This window comes from Verrucosispora sp. CNZ293, assembly GCF_002754655.1.
Genome location: NZ_PEFR01000001.1, coordinates 1,072,697 through 1,096,182, shown reverse-complemented (window position 1 = coordinate 1,096,182; position 23,486 = coordinate 1,072,697). Strand labels below are relative to the sequence as shown.

The following is a 23,486-nucleotide window of genomic DNA, read 5'->3' as shown; positions in this document are numbered from 1 at the left end:
ATCCCCCTCATCCCATATCGACGTGTTGACCAGCAGCAGGAAGCACGCCGGCGAACCCGGCGACGACATCGGCGGCCGATGTCTCCGCCGAGACGGAGTCGCAGGACAGGCCGCAGTACATCGCCATCTCCTCGATCCGGCCGGTGGTTGCCACAGTGGGCACCGCGGCACTGAACCGGGGCACCAGATACGACCGGTCCTCGACCGACGTCCGGCCGATGAACTTCTTCGGTTGCGCCGGGTCGTCGGTCACCGGTGTGGCCAGCACCCGATGGCGGCGACCAGGCCAACCGATCTCGTAGACGTCGGTGATCACCGTGTCGGCACCGTCAGCCGCGCACACCGCCGCCTTGAAGTGGGGGTGAGCCCAGGACTCGCGGGCCACCACGAACACGGTCCCCAGCAGGACGCCGTCGGCTCCGGCGGCCACCGCCTGCTCGGCGTCGGCGGGGGATCCGATGCCTCCCGCCGCGACGATGCAGGCGCTGGGCAGTCGGTCTCGTAGCCGAGCGACCAACTCGTCGCGGCGCGACACACCGAGCAGGTGCCCGCCCGCCTCGATGCCCTGCGCCACCACCACGGCGCCCCGCTCCGCCGCCAGCACGCCGTCCTCGACCGTGCCGACCTGGACCACGAGGGCCCGGCCGGACGCGGCGACTCGCTCGAACACCGCCGCCTCGGGCATGCCGAAGAGCGACACGTGGACGTGTGGCGGCGTCTCGGCGAGCACCTGCTCCACCTGTCGGGCGAGGTCGTCGGGACCGACCACCTCGGGGATGAAGTTCACCCCCACCGGCCGCGACGTGCCGGCGGCCAGCCGTCCCAGCACCGCCGACAGCGCCTCGCCCATCAGCTTGTAGCCGCCCACGCAGCCGGCGGCGCCGGCGTTGGAGACCGCGCACGCCAACTCCGTGCCCGCGACGCCGCCCATGCCCGACTGGAGCAGGGCCACGTCGGTGCCGAGTACCGTCGCCACGCTCGGACGCATCAGCCCAGGCTCTCCACTGCGGACAGCGCGGCCTCGACGCTGCCGAAGCGGGCTGTCAGCGTGTGCACCCACCGCTCGACGCCGAACGCCAGACAACTGGTGTGGGCGGTGTCCCCGCCGGCCTGGATGTCGCACCGCTCACCGAAGAAGTTCCGGTGGTAGTTCACCGAGCCGATGGCCAGGCCGTCGACGACGAACTCCTCCTTCACCGGGAAGAGGCGCTGCATCTTCGCCTTGCCGCTGTTCTTGTCGAAGAACGGGTCCGTGGCGACTTCGAGCTTGACCTCAAGGCCGAGCTCGGCCATCAGCGCCAGCACCGCCTCCTTGGCCCGGCCGAGGTGCTGCTTGGCCCCCTCCTCCTGGCCGATGAAGACGATCTCGCGCATCGAGAAGCCGAGCAGCCGCTGCAGGCCGTCGTAGTGGTCCTCGTTGCGGAAACAGGTGCCCAGGGTGGTCCGCAGGACTCCGTCTGTGGGCAGCACCGAACCGGCCAGGTCCAGGTAGATCGCGTAGCACGCGGCCGAGGGGAGGGCGAACTCGGCGGGCCGCATCACGTCCGCCGGCACCTGTGCCAGGGGCCGGGACTCCGCCGCCAGCAGAGGGCCCACCCGGTCCGGATCGAGCCGAGCAGCCGCCAACCCGAGATGCGGGAAGTTGTCGTAGTAGTCGAAGGTGTCCAGGTCCCGGGTGCGCAGCAGGAACGGGAACCGGAACTCCGCGGCGCCCCAGCCGTCGCCCAGGCGGCGGAACACCGCGTCGACCGCCCGTAGCAACCGCAACTGGCCACCGTCGAGAACCTTCAGGCCATTGTCGGTAACGGTAGTCATGACGCCGCCTTCTGCTTCAGGAACCGCGCCCCGATCGCGTTGAGGGTGCGGAAGTCGTCGAGGTCGAGTTCCTCGGGGTCGATCGACTCGCCGGTCAGTTCCTCCAGCAGGAAGATGAACTCGACGAAAGCCAGCGAGTTGATCGCCCGGCTGTCGATCAGGTCGAGGTCGTCGTCCAGCCTGTCGAGTTTGGGGTTGCGGTCCAGGATGAAGTCCCGCACCGCCTGCATCGGTTCGGCCCTCACTTGACCAGTTCCCTGCCCACGCCGGCCTTCGTCAGGAAGCTGCGGGTCCGCTTGAGGATCCGCTCGTGCGCGGCGTGCCGGGCCGGGTGCTCCAGCGCCCTACGGCGCAACGCCAACGCGTCCGGGATGCCGGCGTCGCGGTAGGCGGCCGGGTTGTAGAGCGTGCCGATGCTGTACCGCAGATAGTTCTCCAGGTACTCGGCGACCAGCGGCACCTCGTCCGGGTCACGCTTGGCCACCTGACCGAGCAGGTTGGTGAAGATCATGCGTCCGAACGCGACGTGCCTGCTCTCGTCCTGGTGGTGCACCCGGTTGATCTCCCGGGCGATGTGCGGCAGCGACTCGTCGGTGGCCATGTAGGCGTTGTAGTGGTCGACGATCTCCTCGAAGATGAGGATGCGGGCGAAGACCACCAGTTCGCGGGCCACCGGTGACAGGTGCTCCACCGAGTCGGCCTGCAACGTCGGCTGGGCCGGGTACAGCTTGCCGCCGTAGCGCAGGCAGAACTGCGCGAAGAACCACATGTGCTCGTTTTCCTCACCGATGAAGTGGTGCAGGAACTCCGAGACGTTCGCGTAGGTCCGCTCGTGGATGCGCATGACGACTTCGCTCATCAGCTCGCGGATGCCGTGGATGTTGAGGCTGAAGAAGTTGATCGCCTCGTACTTGGTGAGGGCGATCTGCTGCTCGCGGGTGAGCTCATCCCACATCGGCGTACCCGCGAGGGTGGTCAGGCTCTCGCTCATCCAGGGCATGTCGGGCTCGATGGCGTCAGGCCAGTCGAACAACGTGTACGGGTTGTAGTAGCCGGACTCGGCCATGTGCTCGAGCCGGTCCAGCTCCAGCTCGATCGGTTCGATCTCTCGTACCGCCATTGTCAGTCGTCCTCCCCGATAGGTGGTTCAAGAGGTCAGGTTCACCGCGCCGACCGGATGTCGGCACGCAACTGCGCCGGCTGCGGCGAACCACATTCGTGACGTCCGAAGGACGCGTTGCCGGAAGCGGTCGACGGGATGACCTTGTTGTAGAGCGACCCGAGGCACAGCTCCTGGAACTGCTCGGTGTCGGCCGACAGGCGCGCCGCGAGCTGCGCCTTGGCGATGTCGACAGTCTTGGTCACCCCGTCGTCGTCGGTCACCTCGACGCACGCGTGCGGCAGATCGAGCGCGCCGCCGAGCACCCCGGTGAACCAGCCCCGCTTCGCCTCGGCGCGGTAGCCCGCAGCGCGGAAACGCTCGGCCAGCAGCAGGCTCGCCGCGATGCAGCTCGTCACCCCGAGCTCGTGCACGAGCGCGTAGTCGGCCTGCATCGGCACCGGGATCATCTGCCAGCGGTAGCCGGCGTGCAGGTAGTCGCGGGTCAGCTTCCGCAGGGTCGTGGAGACCAGCGGGGTACGGGCGCCGGTGTTGGTGACTGTGGCGACGTACTCCGCCGACCCCTCGCTCGGCGTCAGCGGCGTGATCTCCTCGAGGTGACCGCCGAACCGGACCACGTCGGGCCCTTCCAGCAGCCACGGCGCCGCCCCCGCGCACTCGTGGCACTCCAGTCGGACCCGGAAGCTCCAGGTCTTCGGCCGCAGCAGGTCGTCGACCGGCCGCCCGGCGAACCGGAACAGCATCCGGAACGCCAGCTCCGGCTGCGTGTTCCGGCGGTGCGAGTACATGCCGAGGTTGTACAGGTCGTTCGGGTCGAAATACCGTACGCCGTCACGGTCCTCGACCGGCAGACCGGCGCCGACCAGTCGGTCCACGTCGGTGGAGTCACAGTGGAGCATCTCCCGCGCCACGGACTCCGGCTGGGTCTTGCGGGAAAACTGGTCGGGAACGAATTCGATCGCTTCGGCGACCTTTTCCCACGGCGGGCACGCAGTCACTTGTTGCTGTGGCACGGTCTCTCCCCCAGGCAGATTCAACCGGGTCTGCGACCCGTGTCAACACCGGTCGCGACCGCACAGGAATACGAAACGCCCGACAACGGGCCATCAGTATGGTTCGCTACATTCTGCCGGGTCCTGCCTGACCCCGCGGAACACCAACGGACGCTACCACCTGTCACGCGTCCCGCAATCCATTAATTTCGCATATCCCGCTGTGCGCTTCCCACGCACCGCACGATTAAGACGATTCATCCGCAACGCCGGAAGCACCGCCGAAGGTCCGCCGGAAAGCGCCCCGGTGGGCCTGCGGGACGGTACCTCCAAAGGGAAGTATGAGCAGCTCAGGATGCTGCCCTGCGATGTCGGACATCCGATCCGCGACCAGCCAGGTCCAGGTGGTGTGGCAAAGGTCACAGATGCGATAAGCATATGGCGGCGGAATGAAAGGCGAGCGACCGGGCGCCATACGCGTCGAGAACATCGCCGAACCCGCGTATCAACACAAGACCGGACCTACGACCAGTCGCATATTCAATTTGCAGGTTGCATCAGCGACCCGCGCCGAGAGCATTGTCCCGAACACGTCGGATAGCCGACTTCGGCACAAATGCAGGTCGTCGCAATGACTCCCGCGCCGCATCCCCATGCATTTCTCACGGTCGTATTCCGATCGAGCGCCGGTATCGTATGGTGCGGCGCGAGGGACGCCAGCTCATGGTCGAGGTGCCGTGGGGCCGGCGCGGCTCGGCGGCCACAGCCGCCCGACCAAGCCAGTGAAGGGGCCACCATGCCGTTGGATCGGATACTCCGGAGTCTCATCGCCTGGCAGCGCGCCGACGGTGCGCCTGCTTCGCTTCGCGCGCTCTCGGTCGAGCAGGCCCGCGAGCGTTACCGGGAGAGCGCCATCCGCCCCCGACGCCGGGACGACACCGACCCGTACCCGATGCTGGCCATCGTCGACGAGAAGATCGAAAGCTCGGACAGCACGCCTGTCGGGACCAGGGTGTACACGCCACGGTCCGACGCCGGTCGGGTGATCACCTATCTGCACGGCGGCGGCTGGGTGACCGGCGACCTCGACACGCACGATCTGGCCTGTCGGATACTCGCGGCGTCGCTGGGCGCGGTCGTCGTCTCCGTCGACTACCGCAGGGCACCGGAGTTTCCGTACCCCACGCCGCTGCAGGACGCCATCTCGGCCGCCCGGTGGACGGGCCGGATGTTCCCTGACCGCTACCACGTTCTCACCGGCGACAGTGCGGGCGCCCAACTCGCGCTCGGCGTCGCGCTCGACGTCAGGGACAACGACGGTCCGCCGATCGCCGCGCTGCTGCTGATGTATCCGCCCGTCGACCCGAGCCTTCGGATCGCCGCGGCAGGCGCGCACACTGATGGGTACCTACTCTCCGTCGACGACCTGACCTGGTGCTACGAGCAGTACCTTCCCGATCCACGACACCGCAGCGATCCCGCGGTCGACCTGCTGCACGCGGACCTGACCTGTCTACCGCCGACTGTGGTCGCCACGGCGGAGTTCGACCCGCTGCAGCGCGAGGGTGAGCTGCTTGTGGAGAAGCTGCGCGCCGACGGCGTGCCCGCCCGGCACGTGCCGGGACCGGGCCTGGTGCACGGCTCCTTCCTGATCCAGGACATCGTGCCCGCGGCGGCGGCCAATGCGCGGCAGGTCATCCAGGAGTTCGACGCCGTCCTCACGGGCACCCGCAAGAACACCGCGTAGTCCGTCCGCGCGCCGCGCCGGGGGTTCGCCCCCGGCGCGATCACGACGCCGCGACCATCGACGACTCGCAGTCGCTGTGGACAGCGTCCAGCTCACCGTCGAGGAACAGCCGGCGCATCGCCGGACGCTTGACCTTCCCGCTCGTGGCGCGCCGGACGCCACCACGGCGTAGCAGGACCGTCGTGCCGGGGCGTATCCCGAACTCGCGGGTGAGGGTACGGGTGATCTCGTCGGCCAGGTGGCGCAGGCGGTCCTCAGCCGGCCGCCCGTTGATCTCGGACACGACGACAAGTGCGTGCTCCGAGTCGGGCCCGGCGATCGGAACCGTGAAGACCGCGCTGATGATCCCCAGTCCGGGCACCTGTGCCCGCAGGGTCCGCTCGATCTCCTGCGGGTAGAGGCACCGTCCGTTCACGGCGAGCAGCTCGGCCGTACGACCGGTCACATACAACTCGCCCTCGTGCAGGGTGCCGAGATCTCCGGTGCGGACGTGAGCGTCGACGGTGGACGTCGTACCGGCCGGGGCATCGTCGCGCCAGTAGCCTCGGGAAACGCTGGGCCCGCGGACCCAGATCTCGCCAACCGACCCGGTGGGCAGCGCCTCGCCGGTGGTCGGGTCAGCGATCAGCACCTCGACGTCACGCGGAGTGCCGCAGCTGACCAGGGCGGCACCGGCCTCGGCTGGTACGAACCGCTGCTGTTCCAGCCCGTGTTCGTCCACTCGGGTCACGACCGGCCTGCGGAACGGGTCCGCGGACACGAACAGGGTTGCCTCGGACAGGCCGTAGCTGGGGCAGACCACGTCGTCGCGCAGCCCGGCCGATTTGAATCGCGCCACGAACGCCGCCAGGGTCTCGGCGTGGATCCGCTCCGCTCCGTTGACCGCGATGCGCCATCGCGACAGGTCCAGCCCGGACAGTTGACTGTCGGTCACCCTTGCCCGGCACATCTCGAAGGCGAAGTCCGGAGCGGCCGACGCGTAGAGGTCGTACCTGTCGATCATGCTCAGCCAGCGGTGCGGATGTCTGATGAAGGCGGCGGGATGCATCAGCACGCAGCCGCCCCCCACCACCAGGGCGGGCAGCAGGTGGCCGAAGAGACCCATGGCGTGGTGCAGTGGCACCCAACCACCGAGTCTGGTCTCCGCGGTCAGACCGAACACGCGGCGTTGGCTATCCACGTTGTGCAGGAGATTGCCGTGGCTGACCATCACTCCTTTGGGCTCGCCGGTCGCGCCCGAGGTGTACTGGAGGATGGCGAGCGTGTCGTGGCTCAGCTCACGCGGCGACCACGAGTCCGCGTCCGGCACGACGTCGCTGTCGGTGGCCAGCAGAGACGGACCGGTCAGCCCGACCGCCTGCGCCCACGCCAGGACGGTGTCGTGGTTCGTGGTGTCGGTAAGTAGCGCTGACACCGAGGCGTTCTCGGCGATGCGCAGGGCCCGGGACCGCTCGTGGGGATATCGGCCCGGCAGCGGCGCCGGCACTGCGACCATCCCGGCGTAGAGACAGCCCACGAGCGCTGCCGCGAAGTCGAATCCGGTGGGGTACAGCAGCAGCACCCGCTCGCCGACCGGGTAGCGCGCCTGAAGCCACGCCCCGACCCTCCTCGCTTCCGCGTCCAGTTGGGCGAACGACATGCGTCGGTCGCCGCCATCACCCCCGAGGTCGTCGACAATGATCAACGCGGTGCGTTCCGGTGTCGACCGCGCGTGTGCACGGATGGCTACGGCGGCATCGGCGGTGAGCGACATGTCCATCATTGCCCTGGTTTCCCTTCCCAGCCGTGTGCACGACTCATCAGCACCCACGAATGAGTCATCGAGGTGCTTCAGGAACTCAGCATGCGACGAAAGCGCCTTTTTGTTGTGGGTTATGAGAATCGCATACCCCCGTCATTAGAAACGCATCTGGTCGCGGCACGTCACCCCAGTCGTCCCCCACCAGGACGAAGCCAGCGGTTACCGTACGGAAAGGTTCGGTACGGGAATCCAACAAAGCGGAATGAATGGACTCAGGCTGTCATCGCACCAGGCGTAACGGTCAGATCCAGTGCGACTCCCTGGCTATCCGTAACGCGTCGATCCGGTTGCGGGCCTTGAGCTTCGCGACCACCGACGACAGGTAGTTGCGTACGGTGCCGTCGGACAGACGCAGTCGATCCGCGATCTCGCCTACCGTGTCCCCCTGGTACACGTGCGTGAGCACGGAGAGCTCGCGTGGCGTGAGTGGGCAGTCCCCATTGCCCAGCGCGGCCACTGTCAGTTCCGCGTCGAAGACCCGTTCGCCCAGATGGACGCGCCGGATGGCGTCGAAGAACTGGCGCGGCGGAACGTCGCGCGGGACCAGACCCGCGATCTCCCCGGCGAAGGCCCGCCGCACGACCGGCCGGGTGAACGACGTCGCGAGCAGCATGCTCCGACAGCCCGGGATGCTCGCCACCTTCTCGGCGAACGCGACGGCATCGCTCTCCTCACGTTGAAAGCTGATGATCACGACATCAGGCCGATGCAGCTCGGCGAACTCCAATGCGTCCGAATAGCCGCTCGTCGATCCGACGACGCAGAACTCCTCCTCCTGCGCCAGAAGGGCAGTGAGCGCAAAACGGGACAGATGCAGAACGTCGGACACCAGTACGTCGATTGCCACTTATACCCTCCAGACGGTTCCCCGACCGCGCCGTTGGGGGCCCAGCGCGCACCCTCGACGTCATAATGTCACACGCGTACGAAAATTTGAAGGTCGATATCTGACAGTGCTCGGCCTGCAAAATTGCTACCACTGTGGACATTCACTGGGTCAAGATTGCGGTGGTCGTGACTGTGTCATATTCGCGATAGCTGCCCACCATGGGCGGAGGAGAGCAGGGGGCGACAAGATCATGGCGTGCGCCGCACTGCCCTGCCGACGATCCGCGCTAACGCGAGGCGCGTTAACAATTGCCGACTCCGCATGTGTCAGGTGTGCCTCGCGATCACCCCGCCCCGCGGCCGCCGCCGACACCAGCAGCGCAGCCACCGCGGCCGACTGCCGTCACGAGCTGACGCTCCTGCCGGCCAGATCCTTGTCGAGGTCGGCGAGCAGGTGGTCCGGCGTACGCATCCGCCACGCGTCGGTTACCAGCTCGTCGAGCCGGTCGACGGTGACCGCCGACAACCGCACCATGACCAGGGGAAGCCCGTCGTAGGCGGAGGTGGTGAAGAACAGGTCCGGCTCGCCGAGGAGCAGCGCCTGCTTCTCGGCCTCGTCGCCGACGTACAACACGGCGATGTCGGTGCGGATGACCCGCGGCCGGCCCGGCCGGCGCTCGGGATAGGACCAGACGAAGCCCTTGTCCGCGACCCGGAAGTCGAAGCCCTCACTGTCGATCTCCACGCTGTGCGGCAGCGCGAGGGCCAGCCGGCGGACGTCGGTGGCGTCAGCCATCGCCCCTCCCCGAATTCACCGAACGCGGCATGCCGACAGGCTAGCCGCTGGCTCCGACACCGCCAGCACAGCGGGCGGCCCACACGTCGGTGAGGTCGGCCTGCCGGGGGTGGCCGACGCGGTCGCCAACGCCGTTCACCACGCCACCGACACCCGGATCCGGTCCCTGCCGAGCACCGACGACCCACCGCGTGCTCGTGTGCGGCGGGCCGTCGTGCCACACCGGGACGTCGCGCCAGCGTCAGGTCGTGCTAGCGGGACAGGGCCTTCTCCAGCTCGGCCTTCGACATCGTCGAGCGCCCCTTGACGCCACGCTTCTTCGCCTCGTTGTAGAGCTGTTCCTTGGTGCGCCCGCCGGCACCACTGTGCGAGCGCTTACCGCCCCGGTGACCGGACGAGACATCGCTCACCGAGGATCGACTCGCGGTCCGCGCCTCGCCGGAACGGGCCCGCTCCTTGTTGACCGTACGGGCCGCGATCTCCTCGGCCCGGCTGGTGGACACGCCACGCTTCTTGGCGCTCGCCTTGATGTGCTCGTACTGCCGTTCCCGCTTGGGGCTGGATCCCGCAGGCATGAGGGCCTCCCTTCACCGACAGTGTTCAGTGCCCAGGTGCCCGGCCCCTGGAGGATCGAAACGCGGGCGGTGAAGGCGCCAGCCACACCACTCGGGGGACGCCGGGGCGGATGTGTCCGCGCCCCACCGTCCCCCGAGTGCCGGTCGATCAGGAGGTGAACTTGTCCAGCGCCAGCTCGATCGCGCCACTGTCCGGCTGGGCGTACGCCTTCATGGTCTCCTTGTTGTAGGAGATGAAGCTCGGGCAGCGGACCGCCGGGGCGTTGACCCGCCCGCCCTCACCGATCTTCTCGGCGGTCCTGGCGGAGTAGAACGTGAGCGTGTAGCGCGACGAGACGTAGTCGACGGTGACCTGCTTGTCGTCGCGGTCCTTGTACTGGCACTTGCGTGGGGTGCCCTCGCTGCCCGGCTCGAAGTTGAGGCAGCCGACGACGGAGACCGACGCCCAGTCGGCGGTCTTGGCGTAGTACGGCTTGTCGAAGCCGACCGACTTGCTCAGCCACGACTCCGGACGCTCCGGGGAGTTGCCGAACGTGTAGACCTTCGTGCCCTTCGCGCCGGTGTAGGGCGCCGCGTTGAGAATCGGGCTGCCCTCACACACGGCGGACATGTCACTGGAGTTGCGGGCGGTCACCGCGTTGTTGTTGTCGGGCTGCTCCTCCGCGGGCGGCGGAGCAATCGACGGTTCGATGCTCGGCGCACCGGGCGGTGTGCTCTGCCGGCCCGCGACCGGCTCCGCGTCGTCGTCACCGCCGAGCACGAAGAAGCCGACCACGCCACCGCAGGCGACGAGAACCGCCATCACCGCGGCGCCGATGCCCAGGCCGAGCCAGAGGCCCTTGTTCGAGGATTTCGTCGGCTGAGCCCCGTACGGCGGGGGCGGGGGCGGGGGCGGCACCGGCGCGCCGTACGGCGACGGGTAGCCGGGCGGGGTGACCGGGGACCCGGGCGGAAGCGGCTGGCCGACCGGAGAGCCCGGCGGACCGATCGGGGAGCCGGGCGGGGTGCCCCACGGGGCGGCGTTCGGGTCGGGTTGCGGTCCACCGTACGGAGGGTGGCTGTCACTCATCTGATGCCCTTGTCAATGTCGAGATGTTCGCTGGCAGATGATCAGAGTCAGGGTAGTGAGCAGCGCAAGTCGGGATGCCGTGGACTCCCCACCGCGACCGGGTGACCCGACGACGAACGTCGCTTGACGGTTCGCGGTGTGCCGGCGTCGCGCGGCGGGTACCTGACGGGGCACCGGAGAGGAGGACGCGATGACGACCGACCCGAGGTACACCCCGATCGCGCTGACCGGGGCCGGCAAGCTTGTCGACGACGAGGACGACGCCGGCACCGGCGATCTGGTCGGCGCGGACGACGCGGCGGCCGATGCCGTTCGAGCCGGCGCCGACATCGATCTGACCTCGGCCCGACGGGACACCGATCCGACGCCCGTCGGAGCTGCCGACGCCGACGCCGACCGGCGCCGCGCCGCCGGGGAGGACTGAGGCACGCACCGCCGGTGGCCCCGGGCATGCTGCCCCGGGGCCACCGGCGATCTCATTCTTCGACGTATCGAAATATTGCGTTATCGTTTCGAAGCATCGTAGGCTGCCGTGGGAGCGCTCCCGGTCTCCTCGTCCGTTGTCGCCGGAGTGCCGTACCCCACCACCACGACCAGATTGCGATGGTCCACCATGAAGCAACCTCCACGCCTGCGGCGCCTGCTGGTCGCGGCAGGCGCCGTCGGTGCGTTGACCGTCGGCGCGTTGACGGCCCTGCCCACCACCAACGCGATGGCCGCGACCGGCTGCTCCGTGACCTACACGACGAACAGCTGGTCCGGCGGGTTCACCGCGAGCGTCACCGTCACCAATCTCGGCGACGCGCTCAGCAACTGGACCCTGGGGTTCACCTTCCCCGACGGTGGCCAACGACTCACCCAGGGCTGGTCTGCCACCTGGAGCCAGAGCGGCAGCGCCGTCACCGCGCAGAGCATGAGCTGGAACGGCTCGCTCGCCACCGGAGCCAGCACCAACATCGGCTTCAACGGCAGTTTCACCGGCGCCAACCCGTCACCGAGTTCGTTCACCCTCAACGGCACCGTGTGCACCGGCTCGACCACGCCGACCACTCCCCCGCCGCCCACCACGCCACCGCCGACCACGGCACCGCCGACCACGCCACCGCCCGGTGGCCAGACTCCGGTGGCCATCAACGGGCAGCTCCGGGTCTGCGGGGTCAATCTCTGCAACCAGTACGGTCGGCCGATCCAGCTGCGCGGCATGAGCAGCCACGGCATCCAGTGGTTCGGCAACTGCTACAACCCGGCCTCACTCGACGCGCTCGCCACCGACTGGCGCTCCGACCTGTTCCGCATCGCCATGTACGTGCAGGAGCAGGGCTACGAGACCAACCCGACCGGGTTCACCAACCAGGTCAACAACCTGGTCGAGGAGGCCACCCGGCGCGGGATGTACGCGATGATCGACTTCCACACGCTCACGCCGGGTGACCCGATGTACAACCTGGAGCGGGCCAAGACCTTCTTCGCCGCCGTCTCGGCCCGGCACGCCGCGAAGAACAACGTGATCTACGAGATCACCAACGAGCCCAACGGCGTCGGCTGGTCCACCATCAAGAACTACGCCGAGCAGGTCATCCCGGTGATCCGGGCCAACGACCCGGACGCGGTGATCATCGTCGGTACGCGAGCCTGGTCCTCGCTTGGCGTCTCCGAGGGGGCCAACCACACCGAGATCGTCAACAATCCGGTGAACGCCAGCAACATCATGTACGCGTTCCACTTCTACGCCGCGTCGCACAAGGACAACTACCGGGCCGAGGTGGAGCGGGCCGCCGCCAGGTTGCCGCTGTTCGTCACCGAGTTCGGCACCGTCGACTACACAGGTGATGGGGGTGTCGACCTGACCAGCAGCGCCCAGTGGCTCGACCTGCTCGACCGGCTGAAGATCGGTTACGCCAACTGGACCTTCTCCGACAAGGCCGAGGGCAGCGCCGCGCTGCGGCCGGGCACCTGCAACGGCAGCAGCTACACAGGCACCTCGATGCTGACCGCCTCCGGTGTCTTCATGCGCGACCGCATCCGCACCGCGGACAACTTCCCCACCAGCTGATCCGAGCGCACCACCACCACGCGGCCCCGGCGGTACACCGCCGGGGCCGCACTGGTGCGGGGGTCCGCTCCGATCACTGTGGGCTGTCGGGCACCGGGCCGATGAGCGAGTCGGCCGGCCCGGCGGAGCCCGCCCGGTACTCCCGGAGCGGCACCGCTCCGGTCTTCCAGGCCGCCAGCACCGGTTCCACCACCCGCCAGCACTCCTCGGCGACGTCGGCGCGTACCGACAGGGTCGGATCCCCCTCGAAGGCACCACGCAACACCTCGCCGTACGCGGGCAGGTCACCGGGGCCGAAGTCCGCCGTCAGGTTCACCTGTTCCAACTCGAAGGGGTTACCGGGACCGTTGATGTTGAGATCCAGGCCGAGCCGGTCCGGGCCGAAGCCGATCCGGAGCCGGTCGGGCCGCTCGTAGCCGGTCAGGCCGTCGGGCACCCGGGTCGGCTGCTTGAAGGTGATGATCGCCTCCTTGCGTACGGCGTCCACCGCCTTCCCGGAACGGAGTCGGAACGGCACTCCCGCCCAGCGCCAGTTGTCCACCGTGACCGACAGTTCCGCGAGCGTCTCGGTGTTCCGCCCGGGGTCGACGCCGGGCTCGTCGGTGTAGTTCGGCAACCGCCGCCCGTTGATCTCCCCAGCGGTGTAGCGGGCACGTCGGCTGGCCACCGTCGGATCGTCCCGCCACAGCCGGGTGGCCCGCAGCACCTGCGCCTTACGGCCCCGCAACTCCTCGGCCCGAAGGTTCGGCGGCGGATCCATGGCCAGCAGGGCCAGCACCTGGAGCAGGTGGGACTGCACCATGTCCACAAGCGCACCGGCACCGTCGTAGTAACCGGCCCGACCTTCCAGGCCGAGCGTCTCGTCGAAGACGATGTCCACGCAGGCGACGTGGGCGGAGTTGAGCACCGGCTCGAAGATCCGGTTGGCGAAGCGCAGGCCGAGCAGGTTGAGCACCGTCGACTTGCCGAGGAAGTGGTCGATCCGGTGGACCTGGTTCTCCGGTACCAGGATGGCCAGCAGTTCGTTGAGCGACCGGGCCGAGATCCGATCGACGCCGAAGGGCTTCTCCAGCATCAGCCGGGTGCCCGGCGGCACCCCGATGCGGGCCAGCGCGGCGGCCGAGCGGGCGGTCACCAGCGGCGGCAGCGCAAAGAAGATCACCAAGGGTCCGGTGCAGCAGCCCAGCAGCGAGCGCAGGTCCTCCTCGCGCGTCACGTCGGCGGGTACGTAGCGCGTCTCGCGGATCACCTCGGACTCCACCGCCCCCACCGCGCCGACGGCCCCGAAGGAGTCGGCCACCCGGCGCCGCCAGCGCTCGTCGTCCCAGCCGTCCATGCCGCTGCCGATCAGCCGCAACCCGGGTACGGCCCCGGTGGCCAGCAACCGGCCCAGGCCGGGCAGCAGCAGGCGCCCGGTCAGGTCGCCACTGGCGCCGAGCACCAGCAGTGTCTGCCGTACGCCGGTGGCGGTGGCGGGTTCTGCGGGGACAGCTGCGGGAGCGCTCGATGCCGGCGTCGTCATGCCACCACCATGCCCTGTCCCGGCGATCGGCAGGCACCGGACCCCACGGACTCGCCGGCCGGTCGCACGTCGTGCCCGGGCCGGTGCGGATCGTCACCCACCGGCGTGGTCGTGGTGTCGGGCTGGCGGGCGGATCTTCGTGTGGCAGTCTGGTCTCACCGTCGGCCGGGACGAGGCCGCCCGACCCTGCGAGGAGACGATCGATCCGATGGCTGCGGACGTCACCAGCACCGACGAGTGGCAGGCCCTGTGCAAGCACGCCGAGGAGATCCGCGGGACGCACCTGCGGGAGCTGTTCGCCACCGACCACGACCGGGGTCGACGGTTGACCGTCGAGGTTGCCGACCTCTACGTCGACTACAGCAAGAACCTGGTCACCGACGAGACGTTGCGCCTGCTGACCGCCCTGGCCGAGCGGGTCGGGCTCACCGACCGGATCGCCGCGATGTTCGCCGGAGCCCACATCAACGGCACCGAGGATCGCGCCGTGCTGCACACCGCGCTGCGGTTGCCGTCCGACGCCTCGCTCACCGTCGACGGGCAGGACGTGGCGGCCGACGTGCACGCCGTGCGGGAACGGATGGCCGAGTTCGCCGAGAAGGTGCGCTCCGGCCAGTGGCGCGGGCACACCGGCGAGCGCATCCGCACCGTGGTCAACATCGGCATCGGCGGCTCCGATCTCGGGCCGGTGATGGCGTACGAGGCGTTGAAGGCGTACCGCGACGCCGGCCTGAGCTGCCGTTTCGTGTCGAACATCGACCCCACCGACATTCACGACACGGTCGCCGACCTGGATCCGGCGACCACCCTGTTCGTGGTGGTGTCGAAGACCTTCTCCACGCAGGAGACGCTGGCCAACGCCGAGCAGGCCCGGCACTGGCTGCTCACCGGCCTCGACGCCGACGCCGACGCGGTGGCCCGACACTTCGTGGCGGTCAGCACCAACGCCCAGCGGGTGGCGGACTTCGGCATCGACCCGGCCAACATGTTCGGCTTCTGGGACTGGGTGGGTGGCCGGTACTCGCTGCCCTCCGCGGTGGGCCTGTCGGTGCTGCTGTCCATCGGGCCGGCGCGCTTCGACGAGATGCTTGCCGGCTACCACGCCGTGGACGAGCACTTCCGTACCGCTCCGCTGGCGGAGAACGCGCCGGCGCTGCTCGGCCTGCTCAACGTCTGGTACACCAACTTCCTGGGCGCGCAGACCCACGCGGTGCTGCCGTACTCGCAGTACCTGCACCGGTTCCCCGCCTACCTGCAACAGCTGACCATGGAGAGCAACGGCAAGTCGGTACGCACCGACGGCCGCCAGGTGTCCTACGACACCGGGGAGATCTTCTGGGGCGAGCCCGGCACCAACGGCCAGCACGCCTTCTATCAACTGCTGCACCAGGGCACCCGACTGGTACCTGCGGACTTCATCGGGTTCAGCGAGCCCAACCACGACATCGGCGACATGCACGATCTGTTCATGTCGAACTTCTTCGCCCAGACCGCGGCGCTGGCCTTCGGTCGGACCGCCGAGCAGGTCGCCGCCGAGGGCGCCGCGGCGGACCTCGTACCGCACCGGGTGATGGCGGGCAACCACCCCACCACCTCGATCGTGGCCGACCGGCTCACCCCGGCCACCCTCGGCCAACTGGTCGCCCTCTACGAGCACATCGTGCTCACCGAGGGTGCGATCTGGGACATCAACCCGTTCGACCAGTGGGGTGTCGAGCTGGGCAAGGTGATGGCCAACCAGCTCGCCCCACTGCTCACCGCCGACCGCGCCGACCTCACCGACCTGGACTCCTCAACCGCCGCCCTGATCTCCCGCTACCGCACCCAACGCAACCGCCCCTGACCGGCAGCAGACGCCCTTTCGCGGCGGCCACTGCCGCAAGATCCGTGCGGATCTTGACGGGCTTGCGTAGGGGTGGGGGCCGGCGGGGGAACCGGTTCTCGTGCTTCGAGAACTGTTTGGACGCCGCTGGCGGGCGTCGGGCACAGTCGGAGCGTGACGAACTCCAGCACCGTACGCCAGCGCTCCATGGACGAGATCATGGAAGGGCTGCACCTCGTGCGGCGCTCCCCCCGAGGTGTCGGCACCCTCGCGTTGGTCGTACGGCGGCCGGCGGTGGATGCCCGCGAGGTGTTGTCCCGGGCCGAGCTGGATCCGGCCGCCGGGCTGCTCGGCGACACCTGGGGTCAACGACCCAGCTCGCGAACCGCCGACAAGTCGCCGCACCCGGACATGCAGCTGAACGTCATCAACTCCCGGTTCGTCGAGTTGATCGCCGGTCCCGACCGGGACGCCTGGGCGCTCGCCGGTGATCAGCTCTACGTCGATCTCGACCTGAGCGTCGACGCCCTGCCAGCCGGTACCCGCCTGGCGATCGGCGACCGGGCCGTCATCGAGGTGACCGACCAGCCGCACACCGGTTGCGCCAAGTTCGCCGCCCGGTTCGGTCGCGACGCCCACAAGGTCGTCTGGACCGACGAGGGCAAGCACCTCCGGCTGCGCGGCCTCAACGCCCGGGTGCTCGTCGGCGCGACGATCGAGACCGGCGACACCATCCGGCAGCTCCCCGCCGACCCCGAACCCGACGCGTACCGCTGACCGCTGCCGCGCCGGCAGTGGCGCGCGTCACCGTCCACAGTCGCCGCCGCGACCTCGGTCGTTCGGTTGGCTTTCGGTCCGTTCTGGCCCAATGGGTCACCAGCGGGTACCCGGGCTCCCCCGTTGTCCGGGTACCCGCGTCCGAAAGAGGCGACCGAGGAGCAGCGCATGGGCAGCACCATCCAGGACCTCACCGCACCGGATCTGACCGCGACGCGCGCCGACGACACCCGGCTGCTGGAACAGACCCTGTTCGAGGTGAAGCGGGTCATCGTCGGCCAGGACCGGCTGGTGGAACGCCTGCTCACCGCGCTGCTCGCCCGGGGCCACTGCCTGCTGGAAGGAGTGCCCGGCGTGGCCAAGACCCTCGCCGTGGAGACCCTGGCCACGGCGGTGGGCGGCAGCTTCTCCCGGATCCAGTTCACCCCCGACCTGGTGCCGTCGGACATCCTCGGTACCCGGATCTACCGGGCCTCGACCGAGAACTTCGACGTCGAGCTGGGGCCGGTGATGGCCAACCTGGTCCTCGCCGACGAGATCAACCGCGCGCCGGCCAAGGTGCAGTCGGCGCTGCTCGAGGTGATGGCCGAGGGACACGTCTCGCTCGGCGGGCGGAGCTATCCGGTCCCCGCGCCGTTCCTGGTGCTGGCCACCCAGAACCCGATCGAGTCCGAAGGTGTCTACCAGCTGCCCGAGGCCCAACGGGACCGCTTCCTGATGAAGGTGGTGGTCGACTATCCGACCGACGACGAGGAACTGGGCATCCTCTACCGGATGGGCTCCGGCACCCCGGCCGCCCGGCCGGTGCTGGACCCGCACCGGCTGATGGCGTTGCAGGGCCGGGCCCGGGAGGTGTTCGTCCACCACGCTCTGGCCGAGTACGTCGTCCGGCTGGTGCTGGCCACCCGTGACCCGCGCCGGTTCGGGTTGCCGGAGGTGGCCGCGCAGCTGGCGTACGGTGCCAGCCCTCGCGCGACCCTCGGTCTGGTCGCGGCCGCCCGGGCCCTGGCGCTGCTGCGGGGCCGGGACTACGTGCTCCCCGCCGACGTGCGGGAGATCGCCACCGACGTGCTCGCTCACCGGCTGGTCCTCTCCTTCGACGCGGTCGCCGACGACGTCGACCCCGGCGGCCTGGTGCGGCAGGTCGTGGCGGCGGTGCCGCCACCACAGATCGCCCCCGCCCAGGAGGACCAGGGGCCGGGCCTGGGGGCGGCGGCATGAACGAGAACGCGACAAGCCTCGGGCACCTGGCACCGCAGCGTCGGCTGCGCCGGCTGGAGCTGACCATCACCCGCCGACTCGACGGGCTGCTGCACGGGCAGCACCTGGGCCTGCTACCGGGACCGGGCAGCGAACCGGCGGGCAGCCGGGAGTACCGCCCCGGCGAGGACGAGGTTCGGCGGATGGACTGGTCGGTGACCGCGCGGACGACAGTGCCACACGTGCGTACCGTCGACGCCGACCGGGAACTGACCACCTGGACGCTCGTGGACGCGACACCCAGCATGGACTTCGGCACCGCCGAGCTGGAGAAGCGGGAACTGGCGGTGGCGGCCGTCGCCGCCGTCGGTTTCCTGACCGCCGGCTCCGGCAACCGGCTCGGCGCGCACGTGCTCGGCGACGCCGGGGTGCGCAGGTTCCCCGCCCGCACCGGCCGATACCACCTGCTCAGCCTGCTGCGCACCCTGTTGGAGGTGCCGCGCGGTCGGCCGGCCAGCGACCCCGTGCCACTTGCCGAGGCCATCGACGGGTTGCGTCGCTCGGCTGGCCGTCGCGGGCTGGCGGTGGTCGTCTCCGACTTCCTGGACGGCCTGCCCGACGAGGGGGTGGCCGGCGCCGGGGGCGGTCCACCGGACTGGGAGCGGGCGCTGCGGCGGCTTGCCGCGCGGCACCAGGTGCTCGCGGTCGAGGTCCGTGATCCACGTGAGCTGGAGCTGCCCGACGTCGGCCTGATCACGCTTGTCGACCCGGAGAGCGGACGACGGCGGGAGGTCGCCACCGGCAGCCGCCGGCTCCGCGACCGCTACGCGGCGGCTGCCGCCGCACAACGGCTGGCCGTGGCGCGGGCACTGCGCCGGGCCGGTGCCGCCCATCTCCCGCTGAGCACCGACCGGGACTGGATCGCCGACATCGTCCGGCACGTCCACGCCCAGCGCCGGTTGGCCCGGGCGACCCGCCCGACGAACGGAGGAGCGGCGTGAGCTGGCAGTCCCCCGAACGGCTGTGGCTGTTGGCCGGGGTGGCCGCCCTGGTGGTCGCCTACCTGCTGCGTCAGCGTCGGCACAGCCGGTACGCCGTCCGGTTCACCAACCTGCGCCTGCTGGACAAGGTGGCGCCGGCCCGCCCGGCGTGGCGGCGGCACGTGCCGGCCGGGCTGTTCATCGCGATGCTGGCACTGCTGGTGGTCGGCTTCGCCCGACCGACCGACGAGGTACGGGTGCCCCGGGAACGGGCCACCGTCATCGTGGCCGTCGACGTGTCCCGCTCCATGCTCGCCGACGACGTACCGCCGGACCGGCTGATCGCCGCCCGGCAGGCGGCCCGCGAGTTCGTCGCCGACCTGCCGGCGGAGTTCAACGTCGGGCTGGTGGCTTTCGCCGGCAACGCGTCGGTGATGGTCGCCCCCGGCGGTGACCGGGAAACGGTCACCGCCGGCATCGACCAGCTCGACGAGGGCGTCACCGCCCGGCAGGGCACGGCGATCGGCGAGGCCATCCACGCCTCCCTGGAGTCGATCCGCACCCTGGACGCGCAGGCCGCCGAGGATCCGCCGCCGGCCCGGGTGGTGGTGCTCTCCGACGGGGCGAACACGTCGGGCCGCGACCCGGCGCTGGCCGCCGCCGACGCGGTGGCTGCGGGCGTACCTGTCGACACCATCTCCTTCGGCACGCTCGACGGCCGCATCGGTGGCGGCCAGTCGGTCCCGGTCGACGGGGAGACCCTGCGCGCCGTGGCCGAGCAGGCCGGCGGCGGTTACTACGAGGCGGGCAGCGGCGACGAGTTGCGGGCCGCGTACTCCGACATCGGTTCCTCGGTGGGTCATCGGCTGGAGCGGCAGGACGTGTCGGCGCGGTTCATCGGCGCCGGCCTGGTGCTCGCGCTGCTGGCCGCCGCCGCCTCGCTGTTCTGGTTCTCCCGACTGCCCTGACCGCCTCCCTACGGTCTTCCCTGAGGAGGGACATCGCATGCCGAGCACCATTCCGGGGCTGGGTGAGCCGCGCGGACCACGCTTCGTCTCACCCACCCTCGCACCCGACGAGCAGCCCACCGGCGTCCCGCCGGTCCCGGTCGCGCCGACGGGTGCCGACAGTCCGGGGTACGGGTCGGACGGCCCGGCGGACCGGAACGCGGAACCGTCGCGCTGGCCCCGGCTGCTGCTGGCCGGCCTGACCGTGGTGGCGGTATCGGCCGGTGCCGGTGGCGTCGCCGGTCACGTCGCCGGCGATGACGAACCGGCAGCCAGCCCGGAAGCCGCAGCGGCCGGCCCGGCCGGCAGTGCCGGAGGTGACCTGGTCGCCGCCGCCGACCGGGTGTTGGCCGGAGTGGTGTCGGTACGGGTGTCCACCGGCGGCCGGGGGTCCTCCGGATCCGGATTCCTGATCGACGATCGGGGGCACGTGGTCACCAACAACCATGTGGTGGCCGGCGGCGGCACGATCCAGGTGGTCGGTCGGGACGGCCGTCGGCTCACCGCGCGGCTGGTCGGCCTCGACCCGGGCACCGACATCGCCGTGCTGCGGATCGACCCGGGCAACGGTCTGCGCCCGCTGCCGCTGGCGTCGGCCGGCCAGACGCGGGTCGGTGAGCCGGTGCTCGCCGTCGGTTCACCGCTCGGACTCTCCGGCACGGTCACCGCCGGGATCGTCAGCGCCCTGGACCGGCCGGTCCGGCTCGGCGGTGGAGCCCGACAGCCGGCGGTGCAGACCGACGCGTCGATCAACCCGGGGAACTCCGGCGGACCGCTGGTCAACGGTCGGGGCGAGGTGGTGGGTGTGAACACCGCCATCGCCACGCTGGAGGGCAGCGGCAACATCGGGATCGGTTTCGCCATCCCGGTCGAGCGGGCAGCACAGGTGGCACAGGGGCTGATCGCGAGGGGATAACTGGACGATGCGGCTGCTCGTGGTGGAAGACGAAGAGGATCTGGCCGGCGCGTTGCGGGTCGGACTGGTCCGTGCCGGCTACGCCGTCGACCTCGCCGCCGACGCGGCGCAGGCGTACGACCTGCTGCTGGTCAACGCGTACGACCTGATGCTGCTCGACGTCAACCTGCCCGACGTGGACGGGTTCGCGGTGTGCCGGGCGATCCGCTCCGGAGAGGTCGAGGTGGCCGGTGGGCGCGACCTTCGGGTGCTGATGCTCACCGCCCGAGGCGCGCTGGGTGACCGGGTCCGTGGCCTGGACGAGGGCGCCGACGACTACCTGGTGAAGCCGTTCGCGCTTGTCGAGCTGCTGGCGCGGGTACGGGCGCTGCTGCGCCGCGACACCGGCGGTACCGGGGTGGTCCTCACCGTCGGCGCGTTGACCCTGGACGTGGCCCGGCAGCAGGCCCGGCGGGGCGACCGGCCGCTGCACCTGACCCGCAAGGAGTTCGGCGTCCTGGAGTACCTGATGACCCGCCCCGGGCGGGTGGTGCCGGCCGAGGAGCTGCTGGAGCACGTCTGGGACGCCAACGCCGACCCGTTCACCGAGACCGTCCGGGTCACCGTGGGTACGCTGCGACGCAAACTCACAGGTGCCGGCGACGACCCGGCGATCGAGACGGTCGTCGGGCGCGGCTACCGGCTGCGGGAGGTGCTGGCGTGAGTGTTTTCCGGTCGATCCGGTTCCGGTTGACGGTGCTCTACTCGACGCTGTTGTTCGCGCTGGCCGGTGCCGGCCTGCTGGTGGCGTACGTGGCGGTGGACCGGGCTGTCGATCCCAAGCCGATCACCAAGCGGTACGAGGCGCAACTGGTCAAGCTCAAGAGCGACGGACGTACGGTGCCGACCGGCACCACCCTCGAGGTCGCCGAGGTGCAGCAGATCGAGGACGAGGTGAACCTGCGGCTGTTGCAGACGGTCCGGGACTACTCCTTGATCGCGCTCGGCGGGCTCTTCGTGGCCAGCCTCGGCATCGGCTGGGTGCTGTCCGGCCGGGCCCTGCGCCCGGTGGGTGCCATCGCCCGTACCGCCCGGGAGATCCAGGCCACCGACCTGTCCCGCCGGATCCGGCTGACCGGTTCCCGCGACGAGCTGCGCGACCTCGGCGACACCATCGACTCGATGCTCGACCGGCTCGATCATGCCTTCCACGCTCAGCGGCAGCTCATCGATGACGCCTCGCACGAGTTGCGCAGCCCGTTGGCGATCATCCGAGCCAACCTCGACGCCTCTCTCACCGCGCCGGAGGCCGGTGAGCAGGAGCGTGCCGCCGCGGTGGCGACGATCGACAGGGCCACCACCCGGATGTCCCGGCTGGTGGAGGATCTGCTGGCCACGGCCCGTCGGGACGCTGACTCGATGTCCGACACGGATGTGGACCTCAGCGCCGTGGCCCGCGAGGCGGGTGAGGACTTCGCCGCCCTGGCCACCGGTCGTGGTCTGCGCCTGCGGTACGCGCTCGACCCGGCGCTCACCCTCATCGGCGACCCTGACACGCTGCGCCGGGCGGCCGGCAATCTGCTGTCCAACGCGGTACGCCTCTCCCCGCTCGGTGGAGCGGTGAAGGTGGCGACCGGCCGGGTGGGCGACTGGTTGTGGTTGGCCGTCGCCGACGAGGGGCCGGGCATCGCCGAGGCCGACCAGCCGCGGGTCTTCGACAGGTTCTGGCGCGGCGAGACCGCGCGGGGCGGCTCCGGTGACCGCCGGACCGGGTTGGGGTTGGCCATCGTCCGCCAGATCGTCGAGTCGCACGGCGGGCAGGTGGCGGTCTTCTCCCGACCGGGTACGGGCAGCACGTTCGTGCTGTGGCTGCCGGCCGCCGACCGGACCGGGGACACCCGGCCACCGGCCAGCGCCCCGCTGTGACGGGCGGGCGCCAGCCGCCGGACTGTCACGCAAATGTCATCCAACCGTGCGGTCGACTCCAAGGTCGTTGCGCAAGGTGGTGGCGATCGGGACGGCGCGTCGGGTCGCCGGCGTCGACGACGAAGGAGACCGTTGTGGTGATGCCGTGGCCCTGGCCGATGCCCGACGATCATTCCTTTCGGGCCCTGTGGGACGAGCCGCAGCACCACGACGAGGATGTCCGGCTCGCCGCCCTGGTAGCGCAGCGGCTGAGCGCCGACTGGTCGACCCGTCGGCAGCAGATCACGGTGATGGTGCAGAACCGGGTTGTGATCCTCACCGGCCTGGTGGCCAGCGCCGAGACCCGCCGCGCGGCCGGCGAGTTGGCCTGGGACGTCGAGGGCGTGACGGACGTCTGCAACGCGCTACGGCTGGCCGGTCACCGGCGCGGCCGCCGCTGAACTTCGGCCCGTCCACGGCGCCCGGCACCGGCGACGTGGACGGGCCGGACACCACAGACGACGGGACGGGCCGGACACCACAGGCGACCGGACGGCCCGCCACGCCAACCGCGACGGCCGC

23 protein-coding genes are annotated in these 23,486 nt (G+C 70.0%); 12 read left to right on the top strand and 11 right to left on the bottom strand.

The annotated features are described in order from the left end of the window. Positions 1–7: 7 nt before the first annotated feature. From CLT74_RS05025 to CLT74_RS05005, 5 genes are read right to left on the bottom strand one after another with little or no spacing between them, the layout of a single operon-like run. Complete coding sequence (locus CLT74_RS05025) at positions 8–988, bottom strand: nitronate monooxygenase (protein WP_099845492.1); 981 nt, start codon at positions 986–988, stop codon at positions 8–10. Next, positions 988–1,815, bottom strand: a complete 828-nt coding sequence (locus tag CLT74_RS05020; RefSeq protein WP_099845491.1) for a hypothetical protein — start codon at positions 1,813–1,815, stop codon at positions 988–990. The genes CLT74_RS05025 and CLT74_RS05020 overlap by 1 nt, the downstream gene beginning before the upstream one ends. Beyond that, a complete protein-coding gene (locus CLT74_RS05015) occupies positions 1,812–2,060 on the bottom strand; it encodes a phosphopantetheine-binding protein (RefSeq protein ID WP_199172110.1) in 249 nt (82 codons plus the stop codon). The genes CLT74_RS05020 and CLT74_RS05015 overlap by 4 nt, the downstream gene beginning before the upstream one ends. Beyond that, on the bottom strand, positions 2,057–2,935 hold the full coding sequence (locus tag CLT74_RS05010; RefSeq protein ID WP_099845490.1) for a diiron oxygenase: 879 nt from the start codon (positions 2,933–2,935) through the stop codon (positions 2,057–2,059). Before CLT74_RS05010 ends, CLT74_RS05015 begins: the two co-directional genes overlap by 4 nt. A 41-nt stretch (positions 2,936–2,976) precedes the next feature. Beyond that, a complete protein-coding gene (locus CLT74_RS05005; protein WP_143697073.1) occupies positions 2,977–3,948 on the bottom strand; it encodes a hypothetical protein in 972 nt (323 codons plus the stop codon). 775 nt (positions 3,949–4,723) lie between these two features. Here CLT74_RS05005 and CLT74_RS05000 point away from each other — a divergent pair. Then, positions 4,724–5,674 (top strand): alpha/beta hydrolase, encoded by a 951-nt coding sequence (locus CLT74_RS05000; protein WP_158240210.1) that lies wholly within the window; start codon positions 4,724–4,726, stop codon positions 5,672–5,674. Between the two features lie 40 nt (positions 5,675–5,714). Here CLT74_RS05000 and CLT74_RS04995 read toward each other — a convergent pair whose 3' ends face one another. From CLT74_RS04995 to CLT74_RS04970, 5 genes are all read right to left on the bottom strand, one after another. Continuing rightward, the gene (locus tag CLT74_RS04995) at positions 5,715–7,427 is read right to left on the bottom strand and encodes a fatty acyl-AMP ligase (RefSeq protein ID WP_486581999.1); all 1,713 of its coding nucleotides are present in this window, start codon (positions 7,425–7,427) and stop codon (positions 5,715–5,717) included. Between the two features lie 289 nt (positions 7,428–7,716). After that, a complete protein-coding gene (locus tag CLT74_RS04990; protein ID WP_099845486.1) occupies positions 7,717–8,322 on the bottom strand; it encodes a response regulator transcription factor in 606 nt (201 codons plus the stop codon). A 384-nt stretch (positions 8,323–8,706) separates the two neighbouring features. Then, positions 8,707–9,099 carry an MmcQ/YjbR family DNA-binding protein gene (locus CLT74_RS04985; protein ID WP_099845485.1) on the bottom strand — a complete coding sequence of 131 codons (393 nt, stop codon included), beginning with the start codon at positions 9,097–9,099 and terminating at the stop codon, positions 8,707–8,709. 251 nt (positions 9,100–9,350) lie between these two features. Further along, entirely contained in the window at positions 9,351–9,674 is a 324-nt protein-coding gene (locus tag CLT74_RS04975) for a plasmid stabilization protein (RefSeq protein WP_099845483.1), read from the bottom strand. Between the two features lie 148 nt (positions 9,675–9,822). Next, positions 9,823–10,743, bottom strand: coding sequence for a hypothetical protein (locus CLT74_RS04970; RefSeq protein ID WP_099845482.1), 921 nt, complete (start codon positions 10,741–10,743; stop codon positions 9,823–9,825). 190 nt (positions 10,744–10,933) lie between these two features. Between CLT74_RS04970 and CLT74_RS04965 the strand changes: the two genes are divergently transcribed. Next, complete coding sequence (locus CLT74_RS04965) at positions 10,934–11,167, top strand: hypothetical protein (RefSeq protein ID WP_099845481.1); 234 nt, start codon at positions 10,934–10,936, stop codon at positions 11,165–11,167. 189 nt (positions 11,168–11,356) lie between these two features. Next, positions 11,357–12,796: a cellulase family glycosylhydrolase gene (locus tag CLT74_RS04960; RefSeq protein WP_099845480.1), complete on the top strand. Its 1,440-nt coding sequence runs from the start codon at positions 11,357–11,359 to the stop codon at positions 12,794–12,796. Between the two features lie 73 nt (positions 12,797–12,869). Here the strand turns inward: CLT74_RS04960 and CLT74_RS04955 are convergent, their stop codons facing one another. Next, complete coding sequence (locus CLT74_RS04955) at positions 12,870–14,318, bottom strand: glucose-6-phosphate dehydrogenase (protein ID WP_099845479.1); 1,449 nt, start codon at positions 14,316–14,318, stop codon at positions 12,870–12,872. Between the two features lie 208 nt (positions 14,319–14,526). Here CLT74_RS04955 and pgi point away from each other — a divergent pair, with 208 nt between their 5' ends. From pgi to CLT74_RS04910, 9 genes are all read left to right on the top strand, one after another. Next, the gene (gene pgi, locus CLT74_RS04950) at positions 14,527–16,161 is read left to right on the top strand and encodes a glucose-6-phosphate isomerase (RefSeq protein ID WP_099851333.1); all 1,635 of its coding nucleotides are present in this window, start codon (positions 14,527–14,529) and stop codon (positions 16,159–16,161) included. Positions 16,162–16,314: 153 nt separating this feature from the next. Further along, on the top strand, positions 16,315–16,917 hold the full coding sequence (locus CLT74_RS04945; RefSeq protein WP_099845478.1) for an MOSC domain-containing protein: 603 nt from the start codon (positions 16,315–16,317) through the stop codon (positions 16,915–16,917). Positions 16,918–17,085: 168 nt separating this feature from the next. After that, positions 17,086–18,138: an AAA family ATPase gene (locus tag CLT74_RS04940; RefSeq protein WP_099845477.1), complete on the top strand. Its 1,053-nt coding sequence runs from the start codon at positions 17,086–17,088 to the stop codon at positions 18,136–18,138. Continuing rightward, positions 18,135–19,118 (top strand): DUF58 domain-containing protein, encoded by a 984-nt coding sequence (locus CLT74_RS04935; protein ID WP_099845476.1) that lies wholly within the window; start codon positions 18,135–18,137, stop codon positions 19,116–19,118. The genes CLT74_RS04940 and CLT74_RS04935 overlap by 4 nt, the downstream gene beginning before the upstream one ends. After that, entirely contained in the window at positions 19,115–20,065 is a 951-nt protein-coding gene (locus tag CLT74_RS04930; RefSeq protein WP_099845475.1) for a VWA domain-containing protein, read from the top strand. The genes CLT74_RS04935 and CLT74_RS04930 overlap by 4 nt, the downstream gene beginning before the upstream one ends. A gap of 37 nt (positions 20,066–20,102) precedes the next feature. Then, entirely contained in the window at positions 20,103–21,020 is a 918-nt protein-coding gene (locus CLT74_RS04925) for a trypsin-like peptidase domain-containing protein (RefSeq protein ID WP_099845474.1), read from the top strand. 7 nt (positions 21,021–21,027) lie between these two features. Next, on the top strand, positions 21,028–21,723 hold the full coding sequence (locus CLT74_RS04920; RefSeq protein ID WP_099845473.1) for a response regulator transcription factor: 696 nt from the start codon (positions 21,028–21,030) through the stop codon (positions 21,721–21,723). Next, a complete protein-coding gene (locus CLT74_RS04915; protein WP_099845472.1) occupies positions 21,720–22,925 on the top strand; it encodes a sensor histidine kinase in 1,206 nt (401 codons plus the stop codon). Before CLT74_RS04920 ends, CLT74_RS04915 begins: the two co-directional genes overlap by 4 nt. 140 nt (positions 22,926–23,065) lie before the next feature. Continuing rightward, complete coding sequence (locus CLT74_RS04910; protein ID WP_099851331.1) at positions 23,066–23,365, top strand: BON domain-containing protein; 300 nt, start codon at positions 23,066–23,068, stop codon at positions 23,363–23,365. Positions 23,366–23,486: the final 121 nt, after the last annotated feature.

What these genes read in the sequence shown, in the direction of transcription:
- CLT74_RS04920 (WP_099845473.1), top strand. Translation starts at nt 21,028, where the DNA reads ATGCGGCTGCTCGTGGTGGAAGACGAAGAGGATCTGGCCGGCGCGTTG.
- CLT74_RS04995 (WP_486581999.1), bottom strand. Translation starts at nt 7,427, where the DNA reads ATGTCGCTCACCGCCGATGCCGCCGTAGCCATCCGTGCACACGCGCGG.
- CLT74_RS05000 (WP_158240210.1), top strand. Translation starts at nt 4,724, where the DNA reads ATGCCGTTGGATCGGATACTCCGGAGTCTCATCGCCTGGCAGCGCGCC.
- CLT74_RS05020 (WP_099845491.1), bottom strand. Translation starts at nt 1,815, where the DNA reads ATGACTACCGTTACCGACAATGGCCTGAAGGTTCTCGACGGTGGCCAG.
- CLT74_RS04975 (WP_099845483.1), bottom strand. Translation starts at nt 9,674, where the DNA reads ATGCCTGCGGGATCCAGCCCCAAGCGGGAACGGCAGTACGAGCACATC.
- CLT74_RS04960 (WP_099845480.1), top strand. Translation starts at nt 11,357, where the DNA reads ATGAAGCAACCTCCACGCCTGCGGCGCCTGCTGGTCGCGGCAGGCGCC.
- CLT74_RS04970 (WP_099845482.1), bottom strand. Translation starts at nt 10,743, where the DNA reads ATGAGTGACAGCCACCCTCCGTACGGTGGACCGCAACCCGACCCGAAC.
- CLT74_RS04940 (WP_099845477.1), top strand. Translation starts at nt 17,086, where the DNA reads ATGGGCAGCACCATCCAGGACCTCACCGCACCGGATCTGACCGCGACG.
- CLT74_RS04985 (WP_099845485.1), bottom strand. Translation starts at nt 9,099, where the DNA reads ATGGCTGACGCCACCGACGTCCGCCGGCTGGCCCTCGCGCTGCCGCAC.
- CLT74_RS04935 (WP_099845476.1), top strand. Translation starts at nt 18,135, where the DNA reads ATGAACGAGAACGCGACAAGCCTCGGGCACCTGGCACCGCAGCGTCGG.
- CLT74_RS04925 (WP_099845474.1), top strand. Translation starts at nt 20,103, where the DNA reads ATGCCGAGCACCATTCCGGGGCTGGGTGAGCCGCGCGGACCACGCTTC.
- CLT74_RS05025 (WP_099845492.1), bottom strand. Translation starts at nt 988, where the DNA reads ATGCGTCCGAGCGTGGCGACGGTACTCGGCACCGACGTGGCCCTGCTC.
- CLT74_RS04955 (WP_099845479.1), bottom strand. Translation starts at nt 14,318, where the DNA reads ATGACGACGCCGGCATCGAGCGCTCCCGCAGCTGTCCCCGCAGAACCC.
- CLT74_RS05010 (WP_099845490.1), bottom strand. Translation starts at nt 2,935, where the DNA reads ATGGCGGTACGAGAGATCGAACCGATCGAGCTGGAGCTGGACCGGCTC.
- pgi (WP_099851333.1), top strand. Translation starts at nt 14,527, where the DNA reads ATGGCTGCGGACGTCACCAGCACCGACGAGTGGCAGGCCCTGTGCAAG.
- CLT74_RS04910 (WP_099851331.1), top strand. Translation starts at nt 23,066, where the DNA reads ATGCCGTGGCCCTGGCCGATGCCCGACGATCATTCCTTTCGGGCCCTG.
- CLT74_RS04965 (WP_099845481.1), top strand. Translation starts at nt 10,934, where the DNA reads ATGACGACCGACCCGAGGTACACCCCGATCGCGCTGACCGGGGCCGGC.